General features: G+C 40.9%; 24 protein-coding genes. All 24 read right to left on the bottom strand.

Annotation, left to right across the window (positions count from 1 at the left end):
• Positions 1-37: 37 nt before the first annotated feature.
• The 24 genes from DW005_RS01915 to DW005_RS01795 all read right to left on the bottom strand — a co-directional run bounded on the left by DW005_RS01915 (position 38) and on the right by DW005_RS01795 (position 25,442).
• Positions 38-2,233, bottom strand: a complete 2,196-nt coding sequence (locus DW005_RS01915) for a VirD4-like conjugal transfer protein, CD1115 family (protein ID WP_117477942.1) — start codon at positions 2,231-2,233, stop codon at positions 38-40.
• Between the two features lie 6 nt (positions 2,234-2,239).
• Positions 2,240-3,358: a PcfB family protein gene (locus DW005_RS01910; RefSeq protein ID WP_117477941.1), complete on the bottom strand. Its 1,119-nt coding sequence runs from the start codon at positions 3,356-3,358 to the stop codon at positions 2,240-2,242.
• Entirely contained in the window at positions 3,358-3,762 is a 405-nt protein-coding gene (locus DW005_RS01905) for a hypothetical protein (protein WP_006858865.1), read from the bottom strand. The genes DW005_RS01910 and DW005_RS01905 overlap by 1 nt, the downstream gene beginning before the upstream one ends.
• Positions 3,763-3,771: 9 nt before the next feature.
• Positions 3,772-4,956, bottom strand: coding sequence for a hypothetical protein (locus DW005_RS01900; protein ID WP_006858864.1), 1,185 nt, complete (start codon positions 4,954-4,956; stop codon positions 3,772-3,774).
• Positions 4,957-4,985: 29 nt separating this feature from the next.
• Positions 4,986-6,428, bottom strand: coding sequence for a relaxase/mobilization nuclease domain-containing protein (locus tag DW005_RS01895; RefSeq protein WP_330669159.1), 1,443 nt, complete (start codon positions 6,426-6,428; stop codon positions 4,986-4,988).
• Complete coding sequence (mobC, locus tag DW005_RS01890) at positions 6,415-6,747, bottom strand: plasmid mobilization relaxosome protein MobC (protein WP_117477940.1); 333 nt, start codon at positions 6,745-6,747, stop codon at positions 6,415-6,417. The genes DW005_RS01895 and mobC overlap by 14 nt, the downstream gene beginning before the upstream one ends.
• Before the next feature lie 4 nt (positions 6,748-6,751).
• Positions 6,752-7,273 (bottom strand): multidrug transporter, encoded by a 522-nt coding sequence (locus DW005_RS01885; RefSeq protein WP_117477939.1) that lies wholly within the window; start codon positions 7,271-7,273, stop codon positions 6,752-6,754.
• A 393-nt stretch (positions 7,274-7,666) separates the two neighbouring features.
• Entirely contained in the window at positions 7,667-8,644 is a 978-nt protein-coding gene (locus DW005_RS01875) for a DUF3991 and TOPRIM domain-containing protein (RefSeq protein WP_117477938.1), read from the bottom strand.
• A 4-nt stretch (positions 8,645-8,648) separates the two neighbouring features.
• Positions 8,649-9,188 carry a JAB domain-containing protein gene (locus DW005_RS01870; protein WP_117477937.1) on the bottom strand — a complete coding sequence of 180 codons (540 nt, stop codon included), beginning with the start codon at positions 9,186-9,188 and terminating at the stop codon, positions 8,649-8,651.
• 109 nt (positions 9,189-9,297) lie between these two features.
• Complete coding sequence (locus DW005_RS01865; RefSeq protein WP_055225152.1) at positions 9,298-10,293, bottom strand: DUF5688 family protein; 996 nt, start codon at positions 10,291-10,293, stop codon at positions 9,298-9,300.
• Between the two features lie 14 nt (positions 10,294-10,307).
• On the bottom strand, positions 10,308-10,655 hold the full coding sequence (locus tag DW005_RS01860) for a helix-turn-helix transcriptional regulator (RefSeq protein WP_021894481.1): 348 nt from the start codon (positions 10,653-10,655) through the stop codon (positions 10,308-10,310).
• Between the two features lie 69 nt (positions 10,656-10,724).
• Positions 10,725-16,103, bottom strand: a complete 5,379-nt coding sequence (locus DW005_RS01855) for a SpaA isopeptide-forming pilin-related protein (RefSeq protein ID WP_181974912.1) — start codon at positions 16,101-16,103, stop codon at positions 10,725-10,727.
• 91 nt (positions 16,104-16,194) lie between these two features.
• Complete coding sequence (locus DW005_RS01850) at positions 16,195-16,983, bottom strand: hypothetical protein (RefSeq protein WP_242989335.1); 789 nt, start codon at positions 16,981-16,983, stop codon at positions 16,195-16,197.
• A 235-nt stretch (positions 16,984-17,218) separates the two neighbouring features.
• A complete protein-coding gene (locus tag DW005_RS01845) occupies positions 17,219-17,392 on the bottom strand; it encodes a hypothetical protein (protein WP_015516967.1) in 174 nt (57 codons plus the stop codon).
• Positions 17,393-17,397: 5 nt separating this feature from the next.
• Complete coding sequence (locus tag DW005_RS01840; RefSeq protein ID WP_055196091.1) at positions 17,398-17,847, bottom strand: hypothetical protein; 450 nt, start codon at positions 17,845-17,847, stop codon at positions 17,398-17,400.
• A gap of 8 nt (positions 17,848-17,855) precedes the next feature.
• Positions 17,856-18,776, bottom strand: a complete 921-nt coding sequence (locus DW005_RS01835; protein WP_050755693.1) for a ParM/StbA family protein — start codon at positions 18,774-18,776, stop codon at positions 17,856-17,858.
• Positions 18,777-18,827: 51 nt separating this feature from the next.
• Positions 18,828-19,082, bottom strand: a complete 255-nt coding sequence (locus DW005_RS01830) for a hypothetical protein (RefSeq protein ID WP_055062764.1) — start codon at positions 19,080-19,082, stop codon at positions 18,828-18,830.
• Entirely contained in the window at positions 19,069-19,218 is a 150-nt protein-coding gene (locus DW005_RS01825; RefSeq protein WP_015567903.1) for a hypothetical protein, read from the bottom strand. The genes DW005_RS01830 and DW005_RS01825 overlap by 14 nt, the downstream gene beginning before the upstream one ends.
• A 534-nt stretch (positions 19,219-19,752) precedes the next feature.
• Complete coding sequence (locus DW005_RS01820) at positions 19,753-20,052, bottom strand: DUF6462 family protein (protein ID WP_022377866.1); 300 nt, start codon at positions 20,050-20,052, stop codon at positions 19,753-19,755.
• Positions 20,045-20,518 (bottom strand): DUF6462 family protein, encoded by a 474-nt coding sequence (locus DW005_RS01815; RefSeq protein WP_022377867.1) that lies wholly within the window; start codon positions 20,516-20,518, stop codon positions 20,045-20,047. Before DW005_RS01815 ends, DW005_RS01820 begins: the two co-directional genes overlap by 8 nt.
• 9 nt (positions 20,519-20,527) lie before the next feature.
• Positions 20,528-20,755, bottom strand: coding sequence for a DUF6462 family protein (locus tag DW005_RS01810; RefSeq protein WP_012739894.1), 228 nt, complete (start codon positions 20,753-20,755; stop codon positions 20,528-20,530).
• Between the two features lie 243 nt (positions 20,756-20,998).
• Positions 20,999-22,468: a lysine--tRNA ligase gene (lysS, locus tag DW005_RS01805; protein WP_117477934.1), complete on the bottom strand. Its 1,470-nt coding sequence runs from the start codon at positions 22,466-22,468 to the stop codon at positions 20,999-21,001.
• 27 nt (positions 22,469-22,495) lie between these two features.
• The gene (greA, locus tag DW005_RS01800) at positions 22,496-22,978 is read right to left on the bottom strand and encodes a transcription elongation factor GreA (RefSeq protein WP_117477933.1); all 483 of its coding nucleotides are present in this window, start codon (positions 22,976-22,978) and stop codon (positions 22,496-22,498) included.
• A gap of 61 nt (positions 22,979-23,039) precedes the next feature.
• The gene (locus tag DW005_RS01795) at positions 23,040-25,442 is read right to left on the bottom strand and encodes a right-handed parallel beta-helix repeat-containing protein (RefSeq protein WP_117477932.1); all 2,403 of its coding nucleotides are present in this window, start codon (positions 25,440-25,442) and stop codon (positions 23,040-23,042) included.
• Position 25,443 lies beyond the last annotated feature (1 nt).

Genomic DNA, 25,443 nt, shown 5'->3' with positions numbered 1-25,443 from the left:
ACAGTATACCACATTTCCTGTGCCTATGCGATAACATTTACGGCTTCTTTCTGTAAGAACTCATCTTCTCCACAGAAACCTCCGGATAGAAGTAAGTAAGAATCGTTGCTTTCGGAACGCCTGCGGCAAGTGCTTTCTTCACTTCCTCTTTCTGCTCCGGTGTATATGACCAGTGCAGCATTCGATTTGTGATGGTATCCTCCCACTTAGGCTTTTCCCTCTCAGGATTCCTTACAGGCTTAGCACCTGCACTTCCACTAGAAGCGTTAGCACTTTCTGAAGCATCTGACTTCTGTGACTCATCAACATACTCAAGCTCATTTGCCTGCTCCCTGTCAATCTTTGCTTTCTGTTCTGCCTCATCCTGCATGGAGAATCTTCTGCTTAATTCTGCATCACCAAGCATCATAAACTGCTCATAGGTAAGAGAATCAATATACACATTCTCGCCCTTATCCTTCAGTTTTTCATAATACTTAACTGCCTTGTCCGACAAAATCTCAAATGGCGGACCGATAAGATTGTCTGCTCCTCTTATCTGATGAACATAAGGCTCTCCCTTGCCATCTGCTGTCTGGTTAAACATCGGATGATTGAATGGTATGAACTTATTGTCCATGATTGGATCAAATCCACGGATAAAAATAATACACTTCTTATTATCCAGCTTTCTGACTTCATCCGGTGTAAACAGTTCTCTTCCTAATACATCATAGTTTCTTGAAGAGCTTCCCTGTCTGCCCTTTGTCTCTCCACTTGACTTCTTATCAATCGTGCCTTTTCCAAGTAGCTCTGACACATACTTGTGCGTGCTCTGCTCGTTTCCACCGAGATAGATGAAAGTATCGCAGTTACCGGGAATTGTCTCCCAGGTATCTTTGAAAAGTGCTTTTAGCTGTGCAAAGTTCTGAATGATGATGATACTTGAAATCTCACGGCTTCGCATTGTCGATAACAGCGAACAGAAGTCATCTGGCAATGCGACATTCGCAAATTCATCTAACATAAATGTCACATGGATTGGCAGTCTGCCTCCGCAGTTAAAGTCTGCCTGATAGTACAATTCCTGAAATATCTGCGTATATAACATACCGATAATAAAGTTATAGGATTTGTCACTATCCGGGATTACACAAAAGAGTGCTGTCTTTGTCTCTCCATCCCCATTCACTCCAATACCGATATCGGACAGATTAAGCTCATCTTTTGAGAGTAATCGTAAAACCTGCTTATTCTCAAGAAATGCAAGTCTTGAGTTGGCACTTATGATAATGGAACGGACTGTATCTCCTGCACCTCTCATACATTTGTTGTACTGCTTGACTGCCGGATGATTGGCTCCAAGTGGGGAACTTTCCTCTAAAAACTTCATACGCACATCCAGCTTTGATGCCTTTCCCTGCTCGGTAACCTCTGCTTCTCCAAGAAGTTTCAGTACTGTCTCAAAGTTTCTCTTTGCCGGCTGTACCTCCAGCCACACATAATAAAAGATAGCCTGTAAGAACAATCCTTCCGCCTTTTCCCAGAACGGATCACTTGGTGTTGCTCCCTTTGGTGTCGTATTGCTGATAAGGTTTGTAATCAGCTTGACCACATCTGTTTCCTCTCTGATATAAGAAAACGGATTGTAACAGTCTGATTTATCCATCTCTAACAGATTAATGACTTTCAGGTTATATCCGTTATTTTTTAACATCTGCCCGCAGCTTCTAAGGATTTCTCCCTTTGGATCGGTACAGATAAAGGAACAGTTATGCGGCATCTGCATAAGATTCGGCTTTACTTCATAAAATGTTTTTCCTGCTCCGGAACCACCACAGATAAGTATATTTCCATTGAGCTTGAGTCTCCTGAAATCCAGCGACATCTTCACATTCTGGCTGAGTATCCGGTTGAAATTTTCATCCTTATCTGCAAGTATCTTGTTGACCTGCTTCGGATTTTCAAATCTTGCCGTACCAAATTCTTTGCCGGGCATATAGTTTCTCTGGCTGGTGTAATACATAACAATAGCCATCGCATAGATTCCTAATGCAATGGCTACCGCTTTTATAGTATTCGTATTGTAATAGTTTGCAAAGGGAGCAGCACATACTTCATTGAATCTGTTCATAAATTCATTAAATGCCACTCCCTCCGACCACGCACCATTTATCAGATAACCAAGGTACCCTGCTAACACTGCACCCACAAGGATGAATATCAGTGACGGCATTTTCTTTGTTGTCTGCATAGGCTGCTACCTCGCTTTCTTTGTGGTAACAGTTTTCTTCTGTGTGGTCTTTTTCTGCTGCTTCTGCACTTTCTCGTAACGCTCCCTGACAGATGACTCCACCTTGTCGTAGTGAGTATAAAGCTCGGTTCCTTTCTGGGTTGTCACCACACGATTCTGCTCATCGTAAAGCTTATAATCCTTGGTGGAATCAAGGAAGGTAAGCATTGTCTTTCCACCATGAATCTCCATGATGTTTTCCTTACGGAGCCATACATATCTTGCCTCTTCTCCCCATGTGCCGGGAACTCTGGTCTTAACAGCATGGTCATTTTCTTCGATAATCAGCTTCTTACTGATAGTCACATCTGATAAGTTCGCATTCTTTGATGCTGCAACTGCCCTCATTCTCTCAGCAAGGTCCTGATAGCCTCTGACACGATTGATAAATGCATCCTTGTCCATCATGACTGTATGGGTGCCATCCTCATTTTTCTTTCCAAGCACACCGATTGTCTCTAGCTGTCTGATAACACTTTCAGCCTGCTCACCATTGATACTGAAATTCTCTTTGACCTGATCCACACTGATAGCTTTCTTTTCCATTGCAAACATTCCGACCTTCTCAATCAGTCCGTCAATGGCGGAATTAACCTTATCACCTTCTATCGTGTGGCTTTTCTCGTTTCCCTGCTGTTTCTTCAAAAAATCCATCAGCTTGCCAAGGGATTTTTCATCTCCATTCTTCAGATAATCGTCAAATGTGGCAATCTTACCAAACTTGAGCTTCTGTATCATCATATTCACACGGGGAACTGCCTCTGTATGAAAGATTACCTCACTCAGTCCGTCTTTCCTGTTACAGTCCGGAAGTACTGAATAGAGTATTCCATACTTCTTTGCCATCTTTTCAACCTTTTTCATATCTTCGGTATTAAACTGCAACACCTGTAAATCGCCACCCTTTATGAGCAGCTTTCTCATGGATGTCTTGCCAAGTGACTTTTCATAATCAAGCATCCCTTTTAAGAAATCTATTGCCTTCTGCATGGCAGCAATGCCGCCGCTTCCTACCTTCATGGCAATCTCAATGCCATCATAAGCTACACGGATGATCTGCACCGCTTCCTGAATCTCTTCTGCCATTATCGCACCTCCACTTTCTCTCTGACTGTTGTTTTAAGCGTTTCTGTCTCTGTAGTACGGATTTCCTCGGCTGATACATCAATACCATAAGCAGTCAAAATATCTGCCAGATGATTGATTGCTTTCTCCTCCTCGATACGATACATTTCAAGTGCCACAAGCAGGTTTTCCACCTGTTCCACCCATGCAGGCTTCATATCATATTTAGACCTGTATGTGACCATAATCTCGTCCGACTCAGCCTTATCCGCTGAATGTGCCAAAGCTTCAATAAGAGAAATCGTGTCTTCCTTGCTGCCACTTCTGAATGCGAACTGGACAACAAAGTTTTTCTCTTCCTCTGTAAACTGATGCTCCACACCATTCATCTCTGTTACTGCTTCATTTACTACTGCTAAATTCATAAGTTCCTCCTAATCTGCCATGCTGTTTTCAAGCACAGCAATCTCAATGATCTCCTTCATCTTTTCCGCTGAAATGTTGTTGTTTATGAGCTCTACAAGCTGTGACTCAGTAAGTCCCTTTTCTATTGCACTCTTAATCTGCACAAGCTGCGCCGGAACAAGGTCTCCCGATGCAACCAGCTTTACAATGTCTGCTCTTGACTTTTTCTTAAATGACAGTCTTGCAAAAAGACTTGCCACTCCGCTGTTGCTGCTCTTTCTCACACTTCGCTCAATCGGAAGTCTCTGCACCACATTTCCAGTACCATCAACTACCGGAATCTGATAATAGACCGGAATCCCGTTTGCCACAGCCTGCATATTCTGCGGAACTGCAACTGTATCAACCATCTTTTTTTCTGCCTGTGGTACGGACTGGCTTTCCTGCGGCTCTGCCTTACTTTCTGCCTCTTTCTTATTCTCTGTGGCAACACTTATGATCTTATCTTCCAATGACTCTATTCTGTCTCCCATACGCTTTATCTCCTTATCCTTTTTCTCAATATCATCCCTGAGTCTTGCAATCGTACTGCTTGCCTTATTCAGTTCATTCTGCTGACTGTTGATAAGAGCATCCTTATCCTGGTTCTCCTTGACCAGACGCTCCCTGACTTCCTCATCATCTTTGGAAGTTTCTATTTCAGAAAGCTTCTTATTCAGGGCATCATACCTTTCATTCTGGTGATTGATTTTTTCGACCACTTCATCCATCTGGGCTACAAGACTTTTCACATACTCTAAATCCTGTGGCACCTGCTCTTTAGCTTTATTAAGCTTATCTAATACGACATCAAACATCCTGCGCATGTTTACTGCTGTATCATCTTTTTGGACTACCTCTCTGATTGCATCAATCGGCACACCTTTTTCATAGTAATCCAATGCTGTCTGCATCTTAGGTGCTGCCATCCTGCTATCTTTCAGCAGCGTTAACAACTCTTCTGATACACCCTTATGCAGACATTTTGATAACACCTTCATCTGCTCAATGTCATAACTTTTGTTAAGATACAGACCGATTTCATCATCAGTCAGTCCATATTCATAATCGCTTTTGACAAGAGCAATAACCTCACTGTCCATATGCTTATTACGAAGAATCTGTATCTTTCTCTCAATCGCCATTTCACTTAATGGCTCTCTTTTTTCTTCCATATATGCCTCCTAACCACTAAAAAAACAGCCTAACGTACCGGCTGTTCTTTTCTGTCTCTTATTGTTTCTTTGTCATACTGCTTCTCTTCTGCCGAAGCTGATACAGTAAGTTCCTTCCATATTGATCTTCCAAGGCTAAGTTCCTTTGATACCGCCCGTTCTGCCTTACAGTCCTGTGCATACTTGCTCTCATATTTCTTTCTAAGACTCTCGACCTCTTCCACACTGTATCCCTGTGCTAAAAGTTCAGTGTTAAGCCTTTCCCATGCATTGTGCTCATCTTCAAAGAAGGTATCCCCACTCTGATAACACGATTCCGCATCATTAAGCTCCCGGATCTGTTCAGCCTTGTCAAAAATATCTTTGAATCTTTCCTTAGCCTTATAGGTCTTACTCTTTTCCTTTGATGCTTCTTTCTTCTTATCCGTCAGATTATCAAGTACCGACACAAGTTCTTCCGCACTCTCAATCTTATGCCTTACCAGAAATAGATACTGCTCCTGCAGCTTATGCATCTTTCGGATATCATCCCTATACTTCCATACCTGACTGTATGGCTTCTTTTTCAGCTTTCCAATCCGGTAAAGCTTTGCATAATATCTTTTCTGCAAGCCTGACATCTTCGCCCTGTGGTATCTTTTGACATAGCACTTTACTATCGCTGCCTGTTTTTCCTCATTCTGTGACTGGTAAAAAGATAAATCTTCCTTAGCAATACGCTCCACAATAGCTTCCTGTGAATAATTCTCGCCAAGAGTCTTACATCTTCTGAATCTTGTCATCCCCTGTGGTCTGACTGCCAGATACTTTCCCTGCTTGACCTCATATCCTTTTTCCGACAGCAGCTCCAGAAATCCACTGAAATCATTTGCCTGTAAAATGCAGGCATCCAAATCTCTTTTTATCATATCTGCCCACACAAAGCTGCCTTCACGATATTCGCTCCAATCCTTATAATTCTCATGCTTTTTCTCTTTGCTGCCATCCTCCACATCTATAATGGAAAGACCATACTCCTGACACAGCTTATTGGTAATCGGCTGGATATACTTTGCCCAGTCACCTTTCTCGTAGCGATACTTTTTCCCATCCGCAAAGCTTACACTGTTAAATACAATGTGTGAATGAACATGGTCTGTATTATCATGAACCACAAATACCGCTTCATAGGCATCGCCAAGATATTCTGCTACAAACTTCTGTGTTATCTCAAAAGCCCTGTCCGGTTCCACCTCATCCTCTTTGAAGGAAAGAATGATGTGATACCCCTGTCGCTTGTCTGTTTTTCCAAACTGCTTCTTTGTATCCATCATCTGTTCAAAAGCCATATCTGCCTGACAGTTAACAGCTCCCACAAGTCTTCCTCCCTGCGTTTTCTCAGGATTCATCACATAATCCAGTGCCCGTTTCAAATGCCTTGCATGAAAAGAATTCCCGCTGTCCTTCATGTGAAGTATCTTACTGATTGCCAATCTTTACCACCGCCTCGCTGACAGACTGATTCAGCTTTTTCATATATGTCACAAGCTGTTCCTTATCTTTCTTGGAATACAGCTGTGCATTGCTGTTAAATACAATCTGATTGATGTTAATGCCGATTCGGTTTATCTCATTGATAAGCTCTTTAAGAAGTTTCCTTACTTCCGGATAATCATTTGGTTTCTGACTGATTAGAAGCCTGATATATTCGGCTTCATTCATTCCATTTGCCTTTGCCTTATCAGAAAGTACCTTCGCTTCCTGTGGCATAAGTCTTAGTGTTTTCCTTATACAATGAACTTTATCCGCCATAGAATCACCTTCCTCTCTTACCCGTACTGTATTCTCTTACTCCTTCTGCTACTGTTACAGCAACTTTTTCCAGTTCTTTATTACCCAGCTGGGCAATAACCCTGTCTGCAAGCTCTGTGGCAACTTCTATAAGTTCCTTACCATAACAGGTTTTATCAAACAATCTGTCCAGTCTCTTTTCATCTGCTTTCAGACTTTCATACTTGCTCTGATACTCGTTATAGTCGTTAAAATCCTTTGGATCACTCCTGTGTGCTTCCGCATCAAGTATCAGTTCATAGTTCCATTCACAGACAATATCTATAACATCATCTATCGGGTATGGTTCAATTTCACCATTCTCCTCAGCTACATCCTGCCTGTACATCTTCCCATCTGAATCTATGCCAATGGCATAATCATGTCCTTCCATATAGTTAAGCAGAATTGCAGCATCTTCTATCGAAGGGTTTAGTAAGATATCAAATGTGTCTGCCCAGGCAATAAGTTCCTCTGGTTCTGCGATTATTGTAAGTTCTTTATCCATTGCTTTCCTGCACCTCCCTTATCCGTGTTTTGTATATCTCTTCCACCCACACGCCTGTCTGAATCTCTTAGGTTTACGGCTAGATACGCATTAGAGACATCTCTGTCCTAATGCCATCTAGTTAGGGAGAAAATCTCCCTAAAACCCTCTGTTTATGAAAGTGGGGGCGCTTTTTGCCCCCACTTTGCTACTTTGGGGGCGCTTTCTGCCCCCATTTTGTTATTTTGGGGGCGCTTTCTGCCCCCACTTTTATTTTTACTTCAGTCCGGATTTTGTCGTGTCCAAATTGTGGGGGCACTTTTTGCCCCCACTTTGACATTTTGGGGGCGCTTTCTGCCCCCACTTTGCTGTTTTGGGGGCGCTTTCTGCCCCCACACATCAAAATCCGGTTTCTCATGCCCTGACTGGTTCATCTGCTCGCTTATTCATCCTGTTCAGATTAAGCTTTGCCGCTACAAGCCACTCGTTGTAATCCTTATATCCGGCTGGAGGCGGGCAGTCTTCTACCTCATATCCAAGCTCATAATACTTTCTCATAAGTTCAGCTGCCGCCTTCCGTCCCGGCTCATCTCCATCAAGGCAGAACCGGATGGAAGTAATCTGCGGATGTTCCCGAAGAAATGTCTCAAGCGGGGCATCTGCAAGCATTCCAAGTGCCAGCTTATTTGATTCATAATCCGTGAAGATATCAACATAACTCATAAGGTCGATTGCTGCCTCAAATACTACAAGCTCTGTACTGTTAACATTTACTACATTAAATCCATAGTTTTTATCATTGCCTGTGACATCACACTTGAATGGCTTGCCCTGCTTATCAAACACGCCCCTCATACTTGCAAATCTTGTCACTCCATTTTTATCATTTCCCTTGAAAACAACATTGTGGTAATGCCTGCTCTCATAAATCAGTCCGTCTTTTAAAAAAAGATCTATGACTGCTCTGCTGATTCCTCTCTCCTGATTCAGATATGAAATAAGATAGGAATTATCTCCTGCCGGTTCCGGTAGGACAAACGGCTTTCTCTCCTCTGCCTGCTTCTGTGATACCTGATGAACAAGTGGTTGCTTTACAGGATTCTCGATTCTTCTGTATCCTGCAAAGTCCAGAAGCCAGAACACAGCCTCTTTTACACTCATTCCACAAAATACCCGTAAGAAATCTATCTGTGAGCCGCCATTGTTGCCTTTGTCAAACTGCCTTGACCATCTGTACCAATGGCTTCTGTTGTAAATGCGGATGGAATCCATCTCTTTTAAAGTGTGGTATTTGCCAATCCTCTTTACTGTATACCCAAGACTTTCTGCAACTGCACACAGGTCAACACTCTTTGCTATGGCAAGCTCTTCATCCGTAAATCTTCCATCCATGCTTTCACCTTGCCTTTCCCTGCTCTGCTACAAGCGGTGACTTGATATCAAGTGTCCGGTAATCTGTGCTCAGGGTAATCTTAGGATTATCAATCGTGCCTTTTTCCCTGAAACTGAAAAATTCACGATTGTCTCCACCGACTATGATATGGTCAATGAGCGGTATTCCCATCAGTTCACACAGCTTGTTCATGCGGTCTGTCATCATGGTATCAGCCTTACTTGGAAATACGTTCCCGGATGGGTGACAATGGATTAACATCATGCTTGCCGCATTGCTTAGGATACTTGATTTAAACAGCTCTCTCGGATGTGCCATTGCCTCATTTAAAGAACCAACACTTGCAAAATGCACATTGATAGGTTTTAAATCTGACCTTAGATTGACCACACACACTACTTCCCTGTCAAACTGGCACATACAGTCTCCCATGACAGCAGCTATATCCGCCGGATTGTTAAAAGTGTGCTCCGAATAAATCGGAGCATCCTTTACAAGTCTTACCGAAACCACATCAAGCTTGAAGTCATTCTTCTTTGGCATCAGACACCGCCTCCTCTCCAAACTCGACACGGATAACAAAATCACCTTTCTGGCTGTTTATGAGAGCAATGAGTTCTTCCATTGTAAGTTCCTGCTCCATAACTGCCTCCTATCTGGACTTTTCCTTCGCATCATATACAAGGGGAGGTTCTGCAACGATACCATCAAGTCTCTTGTTAGGTGTATCAGTTGCAAGTGTGAGTTTTCTTAAATCCTTATCATAGTGATATACCTGATTGGAAAGTCTCTCGTCCAAAGACACCTCCTGCATATTTACCTCGACTACCATCTGTGCAAGCATCTCAGGGCTTCCCATATCTGAAGATACTGCAATAACCTCATGCACGCTCGAAGGGAGAATATAAAGGTCACTCTCTAAACTCTCTGCCAGCTCATGAAGCTCATTCTCATAAAGCATGGATGCTGCACCATTGATACCCTTTTCATTGGAAATCACCCACATCGTCTGCTCTGGTGGAATCTCAGCTATCATCATATCTGCAATCTCCTGTGGCATCCCATCTCTTGCAAACATTTCTCTCATAATGTCATTCATGCTACGAACGACAGGTGGGAAGAGTCTTCTTGTGTTTTCCGCTGCACACTTAAAGAGCTGTTCCTCGCTCATTCCAAGTCTTTTCGCAAATTCATTTGTAATTTTTGAACTCTGCACCGCATCCTTATCTGCACTGATTATTACCTTATACACAATAGAAAGATCCTGGAACTCTCTGTGCGGCACCTGTTCCAAAAATGTCTTATTCTGCTCTGTATTGATGAGCTGGAATACAATCTTCTCGTTAGCATCCTTCATAATGCTGTCCACATCAACAACCGGAGCCTGCTCATATGCCCTTTCCATAAAATCACATGCAGCCATAAGTGTTTCCTCAAGATCACCACAGTCCTGATACTTCTTATACATGTCATTGATATAAATCGTAGGCGAAATGTTCCTGCCTTCTTCTCTTAAGATGATGCCATCAAGAGTCACATTCACCTTTTCCACTGGCTCTGCCACAAGCTCCATTCCTTTGAATTTCTCAGGCATATAATCCATAAACTTTTCTTTTACTACTTCCTTAAAAATCTCGTAATTCATCATATTACGGTTCCTCCTTAATCTAAATTGTCATATAAAATTCCCTCATCATCGGGATTATTGTGTTCTCTGTAACTGTTGTCTTCTTCGATTCCCATATCAAAAGTGGTATGAGATTTTCTTTTCTTTCTGTAATAATTCTTGAGAAACATGCACTTTCTACAGTTCTCACAGAATAATTCTTCTGGCGGAATACCAAGTGCCTTTGCAATCCTGTTCAACGTTCCCGTCTTTGGAACTCTTGAACCATTTTCGTATTGGGCAATTCTTACATCACCTCTATTTTCAAAACCACTTTTCTCGCCCAGTTCCCTGAGTGTCATTTTTTGTCGTTTTCTGTAATATCTGATTCTTTCTCCTACCACTGTTTGTCCTCCAAATCAAAAAAGCGGAGAACATAAGTCACTGGCTTACATTCCCCGCAAGGTTAATTATTACTGTTTATTCTTTTTCTTTCTTCCACGAAGTCCGACTCCAACACCTGTAATAAGTGCAAGTGCACCAATTCCAAGATAAAGAAGCGGATTTGCATTGTCGCCTGTCTGTGGAAGCTTAGGCTCTGTCGGTACATTGACAAGCTTAAGAGTTGCTACAACAACATCCGGTGCATTGTCATCATATCGAAGAGTTACATCATGGGCTGTTTCATCAAGGATATATCCGTCAGCTGCTTTTGTCTCAACTACTGTATAATGGATATCTTCCTTAAAAGTTCCATCCTCGTTGTAAGTACAGATAGGAAGCTCCTTGCTCTCTGCATGACCATTCTTGTCAGTAGTGAGTGTATCAAGCACCTTTCCGTCCTTATCTCTTACTTCAAATACAACACCCTCGATTGGCTTTCCGGTTACTTTGTCAGTTTTCTCAATGACAATCTTACCGACTGCCTGCTCATCCTTCATGGATACCTTCTGGATTTCTGCTGTCTCCTTTACTTCAAAGGTCACATCACTTGCCACCTTATATCCATATGGTGCAGATTCCTCTCTGAGTGTGTACTTTCCGACAGGAAGTCTCTCAATCATATGAGTCTTTCCTGCCTCTGATGTCCAGCTCTCAACAAGCTTTCCATCAGCATCAATAACTGAAAGCTTTGCTCCAGGTAATTCTTTCTCGCCTGTGATATCAGTCTTTGAAATCTCTACCTTGATCGGTGCATTTTCAAATGCTGCCTTAAACTCGATAACCTTTACCTTATCTCCCTGATATGAAGCATCCACATCAAAAATCTTATCAGACTTCACATAGCCCTTTGGTGCCTCAATCTCTTTGACATAATACTGTCCAAGCGGAAGGTCAGAGGTAAATGTTACTTTGCCATCCTTTCCAGTAACACCTCTCTCAATCTGTGTATCTGCTTTGACAATAACCTTTCCATCCTTATTTACGATATCTTCTTTCGCATACAAACCAAATACAGCACCTTCAAGCTCTTTCTTTGTCTCTGAATCAGTCTTTGTAACAGTAATCTGCACTTTCTGACGCTCATTTGTCACATCCATTCCTGCGAAAACAACCTTTGTATTCTGGTCGATATAGGAAAGGTCTGCCTCAATCGGTGTATCATCTAATACAAATCCATCAATGGTCTTTGTCTCAACAAGATAATACTTGCCAAGTGGAAGGTCATCAATTCTTGCGATACCCTTATCATTTGTCACGATGGTTGCCACCTTGTCTCCTGCCTTATGATATACAGTGTCAAGTCCGTCAGCACTTACGATATCCTCTTTTGCATATACATCAAAAGTTACTCCTGCAAGGCTGTCCTTGAAGAAATTGAAGATAAAGTCATACCAGTAACCCTTCATAAGAGTAGTATCTGTTACAAATTCGCCATCCTTATTGATGACAATGGAACCTGTAGGTACTTCATCCTTCATCTCTACATGCTGCACTTTGCCTGTATCCTCTACTGTAAACTGGATATCAGTTGCCTTGAGGTATCCGTAAGGAGCAAATTCCTCACGAAGAGTGTAAGTCTCTCCAACTACAAGTCTCTTGATTACATGTGCTTCCTTAGCATCAGATGTCCATGTGTCTACCACATTTCCATCCTTATCAAGTACAGTAAGTGTTGCACCTGTAAGCTCTGCACCGCTTGTGATATCTGTCTTTGTAAACTCAAAGGTTGTAGGAGTGTTCTTATACTTGCTGTTATATACAGCAGTCTTAACATCCTGTCCCTGATATTTTGTATCAAAGTTTACTGCTTCCTCATTTGTCACATATCCGGCAGGCTTTACAAGCTCCCTTGCAACATATTTTGCAAATGGATAATCCTTAACAAAAGCAATCTTTCCATTCTCATCAGATGTTGTCTTCTCAAGAAGTGTGCCTTTCTCGATAATTACCTTGCCATCTACATTCTTGATATCCTCGTCTGCATAAAGACCAAATACTGCACCTGCAATCGGTGTGTTATCTTCTGCATCAAGCTTAGTCACTGACATATCAAGCTTCTGTCTGTCATCTGAGAAAGTAAGGCTTTCCTTGATAACAGGTGTCTTATCATCCACATATGTGAATGTCACTTTCTGCTCATTCGGATTTAATACATATCCGTATGGAGCTTCCACTTCCACAACTCTGTACTGTCCAAGAGGAAGATTCTTAGCTGTTGCCTTTCCATCCTTGCCAGTTGTAAGAGTTGTCACAAGGTCTCCCTTGCTGTAATACTTAATGCGGTTTCCGTCTGCATCCTTCTGGTTGTCTGCTGTGTAAATATCCTCGGCAGCATAAACTTTGAATTTTGCTCCGGCAAGTGAGCCTTCCTTATAAACAAACTCTTTCTCATATGAGCTTGCAAGAAGTCCACCCTTGAATCCGTCAAGTACCTCACCCTTCTTTTCTACAGTCATTTCTCCGACTGCAGGGGCATCGGAATATTCCACAGTAATGATTGCATCATTTGTATCACCATCTGTTTCAAATGCTGTATCAGTATCAACAGAGATGCTGACATACTTATCATTTACAACATATCCGTATGGTGCAGATACTTCCTCAATACGGTAGTTACCGATTTTAAGTGCTTCAGGTAAGATTAAATCTCCATCATCGTCAGTAAAGAATGAAGTATGCTCGACCTTTGACGGATAAGTTGTGTACTGCTTCACATATTCATTCTTATCAATATTGAAGATCTTAAACTCTGCATTTGGTACAAGTACTGTCTGCTTTGTATCGGAATCCTTCTTGATTACACGAAGCTTTGCAGTAAACTCCCTGTCAAGGAATACTCTCCATGTCTGAGGCTTGTCAGGATGGTTCTCGCTGATTTTTACCTCAAATGGCTTGATTGTCTTCATGTTATGCGGAGTCTTTGACTCTACTACCACATAAGTTCCATAAGGAATTGCAATGGATACTGCATGTCCTTTGTCGTCTGATGTGATTGTTGTGGCTCCATTTTCACCGATTACTACTGGAGTTGCCTTATCAAAGTCATAGCTTCCATCTTCCTTTACAGGTAAAGATGATTTTAAGTAAGCTGTAAACTCTGCTCCTGCAAGAAGTCCTGCTTCAGTATCATCGCCATTGTCCGATACCTTGATAAGCTGGAATGGCTGCTTGATGACCTGCTCTGCGGAAGTTGTACTTCTTGATACCTCTGCTACTAAGTCTCCCTCGTAGTCGCATACTACATCATGCTCCTCTTCATCAAGAAGATAGCCTTCTGATGGTGTGATTTCTTTCACATAATAGTTGCCAAGATAAAGGTTATTTACCTCTGCCTCGCCATTCTTATCTGTTGTAAGAGTTGCAACTAAGTCCCCTGCTTTAAATACAACACCTGTTGCTCCGTCCGGATGCACGATATCGTTTCTGGCATAAAGACCATAAACTGCTCCTTCAAGGCTTGCATCACCCTGTGGAACTGCCTTGCCCGATTCCTTATCTACCTTGTAAATGTGAATCTTAGCTGTAGTTCTGTCATTCTTAAATGTGTGGCTGAATGATGCCTTTGCCTGTGTTTCAGGCAATACATTGAAGTTGAAACTATACACATCAGACTGGTTTCTGATATAAGCGTATGGTGCCTGTGTCTCTGAGATATAATATCCGTTAGAGATTGGCAGATCCACGCTGTAGCTTGCCTTTCCGTCCTCACCTGTAGTTACTGTCTCAAGAGCTGTACCCTTTGTCACAATAACCTGTCCGGCATAGTTTTTGATGTCATTTCCGGCATAAAGTGTGTACTTGCCACCATCAAGAGGATTCTCTGTGTCAGAGTCCTTCTTTACGACAGATACATCGGCTTTCTGTCTTGTATTCTCAATCGTAGTTGATTCATACTGTACTGTCACAGTTTGGTCCTTATACTCAACTGCTACTGTCTGAGGTGTGGTATTGATTGTATACCCGTCAATGCTCTTAATCTCAGTTACCACATAAGTTCCAAGATGAAGGTCAGATAATACCACCTGTCCGTCAGTTCCTGTTGTAAGGCTTTCTGCCACAACATCGCCAGCACTATACACCTTTGTACCATCTGCCTTATAGATATCTGCTCCAGCAGTTACCTTAAATGCTGCTCCGGAAAGCTTCTTTTTCTCATAAGTGAAGTTACTTCCATTCCATGAGCTAAGCACCTCACCCTCTTTATAGATTGTGATTGCTCCAAGCTGCTCTTTATCTGTTGCAGAGATTCCCGTTGTCTGTCCTGCTTTTACAGTAAGTGTATGAACTTTACCGGAAAGGACATATCCCTTTGGTGCGGTAATCTCTTTTACATAATAAGTACCTGCGACAAGTGCAGCTGACTTTGCATATCCGTTTCCATCTGTTGTCATGGTCTGTATTCTGTTTGTGCATCCGCTGTCAGAATAGATTCCATAGACTGCACCGGAAAGCTTCACTCCGCTTGACTCATCTGTCTTTGTAAGCTCACCATATCCGATATTCTCTGTCTTGACCTTGATATATGCTTTGATAGGATCTGCTGTCGGTCTTTCAGAAATAAACTCCTGATATCCGCTCTTTCCTGTAAGCCAGAATACACAGCTTGATGTTGTCTCAACCTTGCCAGCATTGGATGTGAATGTTCCTGTTGTAGCTGTAGTATTCACGCTCGTTGAAGAGATTGTAATACTGTTGCCATTCTTATCAACAGAATATCCGCTGATGCCAAAATCAAAATCCGATAAAACACCATTGCTGTCAGATAATGTTGTTTCAAATCTCTGACTTCCCTCATTCCACTTTAATTCATAAGTTGGTGCCTCACTGGTTCTGCGTGATGCAAAACTTGGAAGCGTTGCATTGTAGGAACTGTTGATATTGTCCCTGAGTCTCTCATAATAGCTGTATGAAGAATCAGGACTTGGTGCTGTGTTACAGAGCTTTCTTGCTGCCGAATCACCACTTCCGGTTCCAAAGATATCTGCTACAATAACCCATACCATTGCCTGAGTTGCGATATACTCATTGCACTGACTATTGCTTGGTGCCGCCTTTTGTGTACTGTTAAACCCATAATAAAGGCAGTAACTTAAAAGCTTTCTCTGCTGTGCTGACATTGATGTGCTCGCATCATCGTAGCTGTTCATAAGCTGACCGCCATCTGCTCTTAATCCGAAATTCATACAATATGCAGAATTTCCGTCAAGAATTGAATACAGAATCTTACCATGATTATATCCGGGCTTCAGCTCACTTACTTCTCCGGAATTTTTGACTGACGCATTCCAGAACGCAATATTTGCCTGCGGACTGGCTGCAAATGCTGTTGTTCCATTCGTAAAGAGTGTTCCAACCAGTGTGAGCATAGCCATAAATCCTGCCATAAAACGCTTTAGTTTCTGTTTCATGTGCTCTTTCCTCCTTAATTTACGCATAAAAAAAGAAAGACATAAGTTTATGGCTTACATCTTTCTTCCTTCTGCTTCTATTCGTTTTTATTTATCTGTGACATCGAAACTCGTAATAGTTTGTGCCGCCTGTCGTGTAAACTCCATCATAACTGATGTAGAATACCGGATCTGTTTCCAAAAGTAACATACTTGCAATATATTCTGCGATTGCATCCTCAGATGATAACCGCTGTCCATCAATGGTACTTGCTTTGTTGAGGTCTGTCTCTACAAACACACTATAATAAGAGCCTTCCATACCATCGTAAGGATAGTACTCATTGTACTCTTCCTGCGTGATACTGCCGTCATTCAAATGATTCTGTAAATTCTGCTGTGTGGTAATCATCCCTCCTGCCTGACACTTTGCTGTTGCAAGTGACACAACATTCTGTGGACTGTACGCCACGGATGCAGGCTGTGGATTGCTCACATTGTCTTTCGGACTGTCTGTAGTCTGACCACCATTACCTGCATTACTCTGATTTCCACCAGCTTCCTTATTACCACTTGCAGGAGCTTTCTGTTCCGGCTCGTCATCCTGCTCTGACTTTTCTTTCTGCTTTGAAGCAGTTTCATTATCAGCAGACTGGTTATCTTCCTTATCAGTCTTCTCTTCTGAATCCTTAACCTCGGCAATATCTTTCTCTGTCTCTTCACTTCCAGCTTCGGTTGTGACCTCTGTAACAGCTTCCGTTGCCATTGCTACTTCTTCAGTTGGTTTTACGCTTTCCATCTGTTTCTCTGTCTGATTATCAGCCTTTTCCTTACCACCATTACAGGCAGCCATTGAAAAGACCAGTACTGCGGATAATAAGATAATACTTATTTTCTTCATAGTAATCACCCATCCCTTCTCCGCAAGAGGGACGGGCTTTGTGTTCCGTGCCATCCACCCTTGCGGTGAACTATTTATCTGTAATGCACGGGACACATAGGACTGTCCCGTATTCTGTGCATCTTAAACTCCTTTCATTATACCAGCTCTCTTATTTTAAAGAAATACTGCATAAGTCTTCTGTTTTTCTTGTAATTTAAGAATAAACCCTTTACCTGCATACGCTCACCTCCTCTCAGAATGTGCCCATTCTTACGAATGAAAGAAATATCCTTGCCACCATAGCGAATAGAAGAAGAATTATTCTGGCAAGTCCTAAGACCAGCTTCAACGCTCCAAGAATTATCCTCAATATCCACTTGAGTATCTCTAAAATTACTGTTCCTACGGCTCCCATAACTCTTCTCATAATAATCAGTCTCCTTTCGACATCCATCCCATTGCAAGTCCTGCAACATCTGCATCGTCCATAACATCTTCTGTAGGTTCTTGTGCTTCACTATTGGCTGCCTGCATTATTACCGGCTGACCAACATTCATCCCGGATATCACTCCGCCTAACAGCTTTATTACCTCTTTTCTAGCCTCATTGGTTGCTGCTTCAATGACCTCTTCCTTAATGTCATCAATATCTTCTGACCGGATATATTCAGCCCTCTCTTTTTCCTTCTTCTTGATAACAAAAGTTTCTTTTCCATAATTATCAATGTAGAACTGAATCGCATCTATAATGAACTGGTTCTTAGATTTGAAAATCTTCGGATCAAGGTTCTGAATCACATCATTGATTTTCACATGCTGAGGATTGCTCATGTTGAGGCGGACAGAAGTTTTTACTTCATATTCAAGTCTTCTTCCCATCATCTGCCTCCTTATGATAATCGCTTAGTGCTTTTAAGTCCCATTGTGGCAAGCTGCTCATATCCTCTTGCATTTGCCTTTACATCAAGGTTATAGGAAATGTTCTTAGCATCATGACTACCAAAATTCTTCATCACAACTGCCCCGCCACCGACAAATACAATCGGTGTAGTCTTTAAGTTATACCCAAACTCACGGATTGAGTTATATACCTTATCAACAAAATCCTCTATCTCTGCCTTGATAATGGCAAAGTATTCATCATCAATATCTGACCTGCCATATCGCATGATATTCTGTATCTCTGACTCGTCTACCTCTCCGTTAAGTTGTCTTACACACTGTTCATTGATAGAACGCATACAGGTAATAAGACCTTTTGGTATCGTCACACACTTTGATTCATCCGGTGACTTGTTGATTACCGGCATAATGTCGATTGTCCAGCTACCGATATCTACTATCAGCGTTTTCTTTGCCATTGTAGGAATCTTGTCCACTACTGCTGCATAACACTGAGGGAATACTGCCACATCATCCATTTCAATATAATACGGCTCATTCTCATATTTGAAGCTTACACGCTTATTCTTTGTCAGGTACTTGATAAAATCATTCTTCTCTGCTCCAAACCTTGTAAGTGGTAGTCCTACGGCAAGGAATACCTTTGCCTCTGCAAGACCTCTTCTTTTAAGTTCCTTAGCAACTGCTGCAAGTGTGAGAAGATAAAAGCTGTCATCTTCGACCTTTGTATCCTTTACTTCCTGCCTCACAGTTCCAACCTTATAGAACTTTCCTTCATACTCAAGTACATCGCCGAAAAGTGCCGGAGTTGTTGTAATCTCCTTAACTCCTGTGACAAATACCTGAGAAATTGTTTTCATCATTGACCAACCATGATCAATGCCGATTACTTCTAACTTGTTATTCATATGTTTTGCACATCCTTTCTTCTTAAACAGCCACTTGAACATCTTAACCACCTACTTTCCTATCAGCTTTCGCATACAAGGAAAACAATAACCATTCCCTTGATAATATGGACATCCGACACATTCCGCTGGAAGCTTCTGTTCTTTTTTCTTAGATGGTTTACAACATGTTCCATTGGCACATCTGTTGTTATGTCCCCAGAAGAATCTACAATGCATACAATCTTTTAATTCTCTTTCAAGCTTTTCTTCTGGAGATACAAATCTGCGTTTCTTATGCTTATCTCTTTTTTCAACTGTTCCCACCAGAGCTCTCCTCCCTTCCAAGGAGTGATTGCTCTCTTATATTTTCCAATATCCTGTCCGACTCACCTGCTGTCCTTGCTAATGAATACAATACAATAAGAACAATAATTATAAATGCTATGCTAAATCCCATCATCACTTTATCCTCCTTCAAATTAGTTGCCATATAGACAAAATTTGAATTTGGAAGTGATATAGTCTACATGGCTATGCTTAATGCTAAGCATGTAGGTACACGCCAGTCTTCTAGACTCCTATATCGCCCCGTGTACAAAGAGGTGTTCTCACCTCCGGGAGTTACAGACGAGCCACAAAATGTGTTTCACGACGCCCTTCTGAATTATCAGAAGCACTATCTCCTCTTTTAGCCTTTTGAGGATAAGGACAAACTTCTCGCCCTCTGTGGTTGATTATCCTTACGCAACATGCCGAATCCTTTTTCCAGATTTCCATCCAACTTCTCACCCTTCATCTTTCGATCCATCAGGCTACTAATATGATAGCTGTGACTTTCATCTTCCAGGTACATGCCCCGTAAATTTACTACCTACAGATACTCTGCAGTGCAAACTACTTTGCAAATCTGTAACTGATTATTAAATTGTTCATCCCAAGTTTTTCTTGGAATGTCCATATATTACATTAGTTTCTATAATGCCGAAAGTGACAATCACGGGTCTTTTTTGTCAAAACAGGTACTATTGTGGTCTTTTTTATCTTCGCTTGACAATTTATTCCAAATATGTTTGGGCAATGGTCTTGTTGGTTCCTTAAATTTCTCCAAATACATTTCAAAAATATCTGTATTAATCAATGCTGAATTTCCAACCTTATATACTGCCCCTGCTTCTGAAGCCAAAACCATAATCCTTGATTTACTTATACCATAAATAATGGCTCCCTCAGTAGCATTTACATATTTTTTCATAATGTCTTTTGTATCTGAATAGAACTTATATGAGTTACTCATTCAATTCACCTTCTTCCTGTCCGTATAACGGCTCTTTCAAAGGTCTTACAGGTTGTCTGAATTGCTCCATGTAATTATCAAATATTTCCAAATTAACTAGTACAGTCCCTCCTGTCCCCTCATTTATTTTATATGTAGCACCTGCTGCTCTAGCCAACTCGATAAACCTATGCCTTCCTATACTGTATATAATTGAAGCTTCTCCAATTCTCGCAAACTTTTTGATTATCTGCTTATTTGTTCCCGGCACTTTATATATGTGTTTCATAAACTCATCAAACCTTTCCTTTTTTACCAAATGAATACGGGTAAGCTTGTATAAAGAACTTGCAGCCTTAGCTATATATTCAGTTTCCTCAACACTAAATCCATATTCATGAGCCACCTCTTCGACCCTTATGTATCTTTTTATTACCTCCCCACCATGAAGATAAGCCCTAACATCCGGCTGTAATTGTGTTACCATCCTTTTCACCTACTTATAAAATTCATCATCAACTATATGGAATGTCTCAATGTACTCATCAAATATTTTTAAATTCACAAGTACTAACTGTCCTAACTTATAGATTGCTTTGGCATCCTTAGCCATTTGCATAAACTTTGATACGCTCATATGATACATTTCTGCTCCTTCGCTATATCTTACAAACTTTGTATTACCATTCTTCTTAAATTCCTGATATGTCTTTGTGTGTTCCATGCTATTCTCCTTTCGGTATTTCAATTGTTCCTATAACGCAAAAAGAGGACATCTTCTAAATTTCTTTAGAAAATGTCCTCTAAGTAATACAATCTTTAATTTTTCAGACTAAGCAATCTGTACTAACCTGTACTAATCTTTTTTTGACTATGCCAAAAATTGGTCAAATCTTGGTCAAAACCCCTTGACCAACTATATATTTTAGTACATCCAAGCTCTGAAACCCTTGATTTTCCTGCATTCCTACTTATCAATAGACTTCATTGTCGGGAACAACAGCACATCACGAATCGCTGCGCTGTCCGTAAGCAACATACACATACGGTCAATACCAAAACCGATTCCTCCGGTTGGCGGCATGCCGATTTCAAGTGCGTTCAAGAAATCTTCGTCTGTTGTATTTGCTTCCTCATCACCAAGTGCAAGAAGTTCTTCCTGTGCTTTGAAACGCTCGCGCTGGTCAATCGGATCATTTAACTCGGAGTACGCATTTGCCATCTCCCAGCCATTCATAAAGAACTCAAAACGCTCTACATAATCTGGATTATCCGGCTTTTTCTTTGTCAATGGAGAAATCTCAATCGGATGATCCATGATAAAGGTTGGCTGAATCAAGTGCTCCTCAACAAACTCTTCGAAGAAGAGATTCAAAATATCACCTTTTTTATGATGTGGCTCATATTCAATGCCTTTTTCTTTAGCAATTGCCTGTGCCTCTTCCAATGTGGAAATCTCGTTGAAATCAACGTCTGCGTATTTCTTAACGGCATCCACCATCGTCAAGCGCTCAAACGGCTTGCCAAGGTCCATCTCAATTCCGTTATAAGTAATCTTTGTTGTGCCCAGAACTTCCTGTGCCACATAGCGGTACAGATTTTCTGTCAAATCCATCATGCCGTGGTAATCGGTGTATGCCTGATACAATTCCATCAAAGTAAATTCCGGGTTATGTCTGGTGTCAAGTCCCTCGTTACGGAATACACGGCCAATCTCATAAACCTTTTCCATTCCGCCGACAATCAGGCGTTTCAAATATAATTCAAGGGAAATGCGGAGTTTAAAATCCTCATCAAGTGCATTAAAATGTGTCTCAAATGGACGTGCTGCTGCACCGCCGGCATTAGCCACAAGCATCGGGGTCTCCACTTCCATAAATCCTTCGCCATCAAGATATTTACGAATGGTGCTGATGATACGGGAACGTTTAATAAACGTATCCTTTACTTCCGCATTCATAATCAAATCCACATAACGCTGACGATAACGTACATCTGTATCAGTCAAACCATGGAATTTCTCAGGAAGAATCTGCAGACTCTTTGACAGCAATGTAACATTCGATGCATGAATCGAAATTTCACCGGTTTTTGTCTTGAACACTTCACCGGTAATGCAAAGAAGGTCACCCACATCGTATTTTTTAAAATCCTTATAGGAATCTTCGCCGATGTTATCTCTTGCCACATAAGCCTGGATATCACCCTCTAAATCTCTCGTATTACAAAAAGAAGCTTTTCCCATGACACGCTTAAACATCATACGTCCTGCAATTGTCACAGTCTTTCCTTCTAATTCATCATAGTTATTTTTAATCTCCATGGAGTGGTGGGTTACATCACATTTTGTGATTTTGAAAGGATCTTTTCCCGCCTCCTGAAGATTCTGCAATTTCTCTCTTCTAACTTTTAACAACTGATTAATATCTTCTGCCACTTTTTAATCCTCACTTCTCTATTTCTTCTAGTTCTTACGGAAATCCAAAATTTCGTACTTAATGATACCAGCAGGTGTCTCTACCTCTACTGTCTCACCTTTCTGTGCGCCAATCAAAGCTTTACCAACCGGTGACTCATTTGAAATTTTACCTTTCAAACTATCTGCCTCAGTGGAACCCACAATTTTATATTCCATTTCTTCATTAAATTCCAAATCTTTGATGGTTACTGTACAGCCAACATTGATTACGCTCGAATCGCCGTCATTGTCATCAACAACCTCTGCATTTTTCAAAATTTTATCAATCTCTTCAATACGAAGTTCGATGTCGCGCTGTTCTTCTTTCGCTGCATCATATTCTGCGTTCTCGGACAAGTCACCCTGCTCACGTGCTTCTTTGATTTTCTGAGCAACCTCACGCCGACGATTTACCTTCAATTCATGAAGTTCGTCCTCTAACGCTTTCAAACCTTCATACGTCAAAATGTTTTTCTTTGTTTCAGCCATGGTCTTACCTCCTACGAATTTAACATCATTTAATTATAGCGTAACACCGCCGGCTTGTCAATTACTGCAAAAACGCTTTTTTCTCTGCATCTGAGTCTGACTGGTCATTATTTTCGCGCACAACAATTTTTTGATATTTTTCCGCAACGTTTGTTACTGTATTTTTCTGCATCGCACTCCAATTTACATCCGAGACAGAAGATATCGTGTCACCATATCCCGCTTTCACAGCTCCGTCAACGGTAGCTGAATCACGCATCACAACACGAATCGGATAATACTTACAATCCTCAAATACATTTCCAGTCACCGTTGGATTTACCACACCTCGCAAAAGAAGTGCCACGTATTTTGTTTGATTTCCATTTGCATTTAACACGCCATCTTCTAATACCTGAAGCCGTAAAAATGAATTTCTTGAAATCACGGTATCTTTCCAATTTAATGCACGAATTGCTGCATTATAGGTACCGTCAAATGTATTATTTAAAATTCTAACATTTTCATGATAAAGCTGTGTCTGGCCGTTCGCAGAATACGTATGACTACCAATCGCAGTTCCAATATTTTTAAAGGTAGTGTTCTGTATTAAAATATTTTTACAAATTGTCTTATCATGAGCCGACCAATCATAATTAAATCCGTCAGTATTCAAATCGGTGCCATCCACATTGATGCATTCCTTATAACTTTTTTTATCCAACACCTTGAATCCTTCAAATGTACACTTTTCAATCGTTACATTGCAAGAAGAATTTAATTCCATAAAATGCGAACCATATTCGTTTTGAAATGTAATGCCCTCGATTGTTATATTTCTTGCATGCCCCATAACAAGCGCCATACAGTTTTTCACATTCGCACAATTCATGCGAACCATTCCCGTTCCTATAATTTTCACATCATGTGAACCATTGTAACCGGAAATTGTCTTAACCGTACCATCTTTTGATGGCGGCACAATGGTAAAAATAGATTTGGCATAACAAATATCGGTTGCTGTCGTTCCTTTTTTCGTAAATGTCACCCCATTTTCCATCCGTATCGTCACATTGGATGGAATACAGATATTATTAGTCACCTCATAATTGCCGGCCTTGACAGTAATCGTTCCACCACCGGCATACTCAAGCTGTTCCATATAAGACATAAGTGTATAATACACTTTCCGCTTTGTATAATCAGAGGCATCCGTGTATTTTTCCTGATACGGTTCTGTAGCTGTCGTAATCGTAAAATTTTTTTCCGTTCTATTGCGAAAATAAAGAATTCTCGCCGTTTCATTTGGCACATAATAATGGCTCAAATCATCTACTTTTGTAGCCGCTATTTTATTCGCCGCAGTTACTCCTATCACAGACATAACGGAAGGAAATTTTTTCCCTTTCCCACTATTTTTTGCTCTATCAAATTTCACAGCATAAGAACACCCGCTAATTTGATTTGCAGTAAAGGATGGTTCTTCTACTCCAAACCCAAGCATTCCCGCACTGGCACGTTTCTCCGCCCCATTTCTTTTCACTACATTCTTTTTTATTGTCGGTTTCTTCCACAAGACAGCATATATGGGAGCCTTTTTGGTATTTGTAAATGTGTTTGCTGCAATGGTAATGCTTTTCTGATAATATTCTTTTGTTTGCTTATTTTTTTCTAATACAACCGATTTCGTCGTACCGATGCCAACATCCGCCCCCAGAAATTGATTGTTCTCAATCTTTACTTTTTTGTTCACAGTATTGTCTTTTTTGTACCATTTACCAGAAAAATCCGATGTTGTCTGATTGCTTGTTTCAAGCCTTACAGCCATTCGATTTTTCAAACCGGACACATCTTTTTTTCGTTCAAAGACACATTGCCGGACAGAAATATTTTTAGAACCTTCAATCCAAATATAACTGCCGCCTTTTTTGTTTCGAAATCTCACACCACTCACAGTAATACCGGATGCATGACCAACAAAAACCGCCGTTGCTCCATTCACATTTCCCATATCAAAAATCACTTTCCCATTTCCCTGAATGGATGCATTTTTTGATGCCGCATATTTTCCTGTATTTTGTTTTCCCGATGCCTTTTCCTCCGAAATCATTTGGAACAAAAATTTAGTTGATTTTACTTTCTTTGTTCCTGTTGCTTTTGTTTTTTTGATTTTAACACCATTTGCACAGACAATTTTAACATTAGACGGTACATAAATTGTACCTGGAATTTTATATGTTCCTTTTTTTAATTTCAGCGTTCCGCCTGTTGTCGATAAACGCCTCATATAGGAGTTTATCATATAATACTGTTTTGTTTTTTTATTATAATACGGTTTCTGCCGATAAGATGAACTACATGGTATCGTTTTGGAACTCACCGTAAATGTTCTTTTTTTTGCCTCTGCTTGATTGCTCTGCATCATTATATCTGTCATAACAAATAATACAAATGCTATCATCCATAATTTCCATTTTCTTTTCATT

Origin of the sequence: Clostridium sp. AF36-4 (assembly GCF_003435975.1) — a bacterium.
In the GTDB taxonomy this organism is placed as follows: Bacteria; Bacillota; Clostridia; order Lachnospirales; family Lachnospiraceae; genus Eubacterium_F.
The sequence above is the reverse complement of the archived record's forward strand: the minus strand, read 5'-3'. Positions and strand labels throughout refer to the sequence as shown.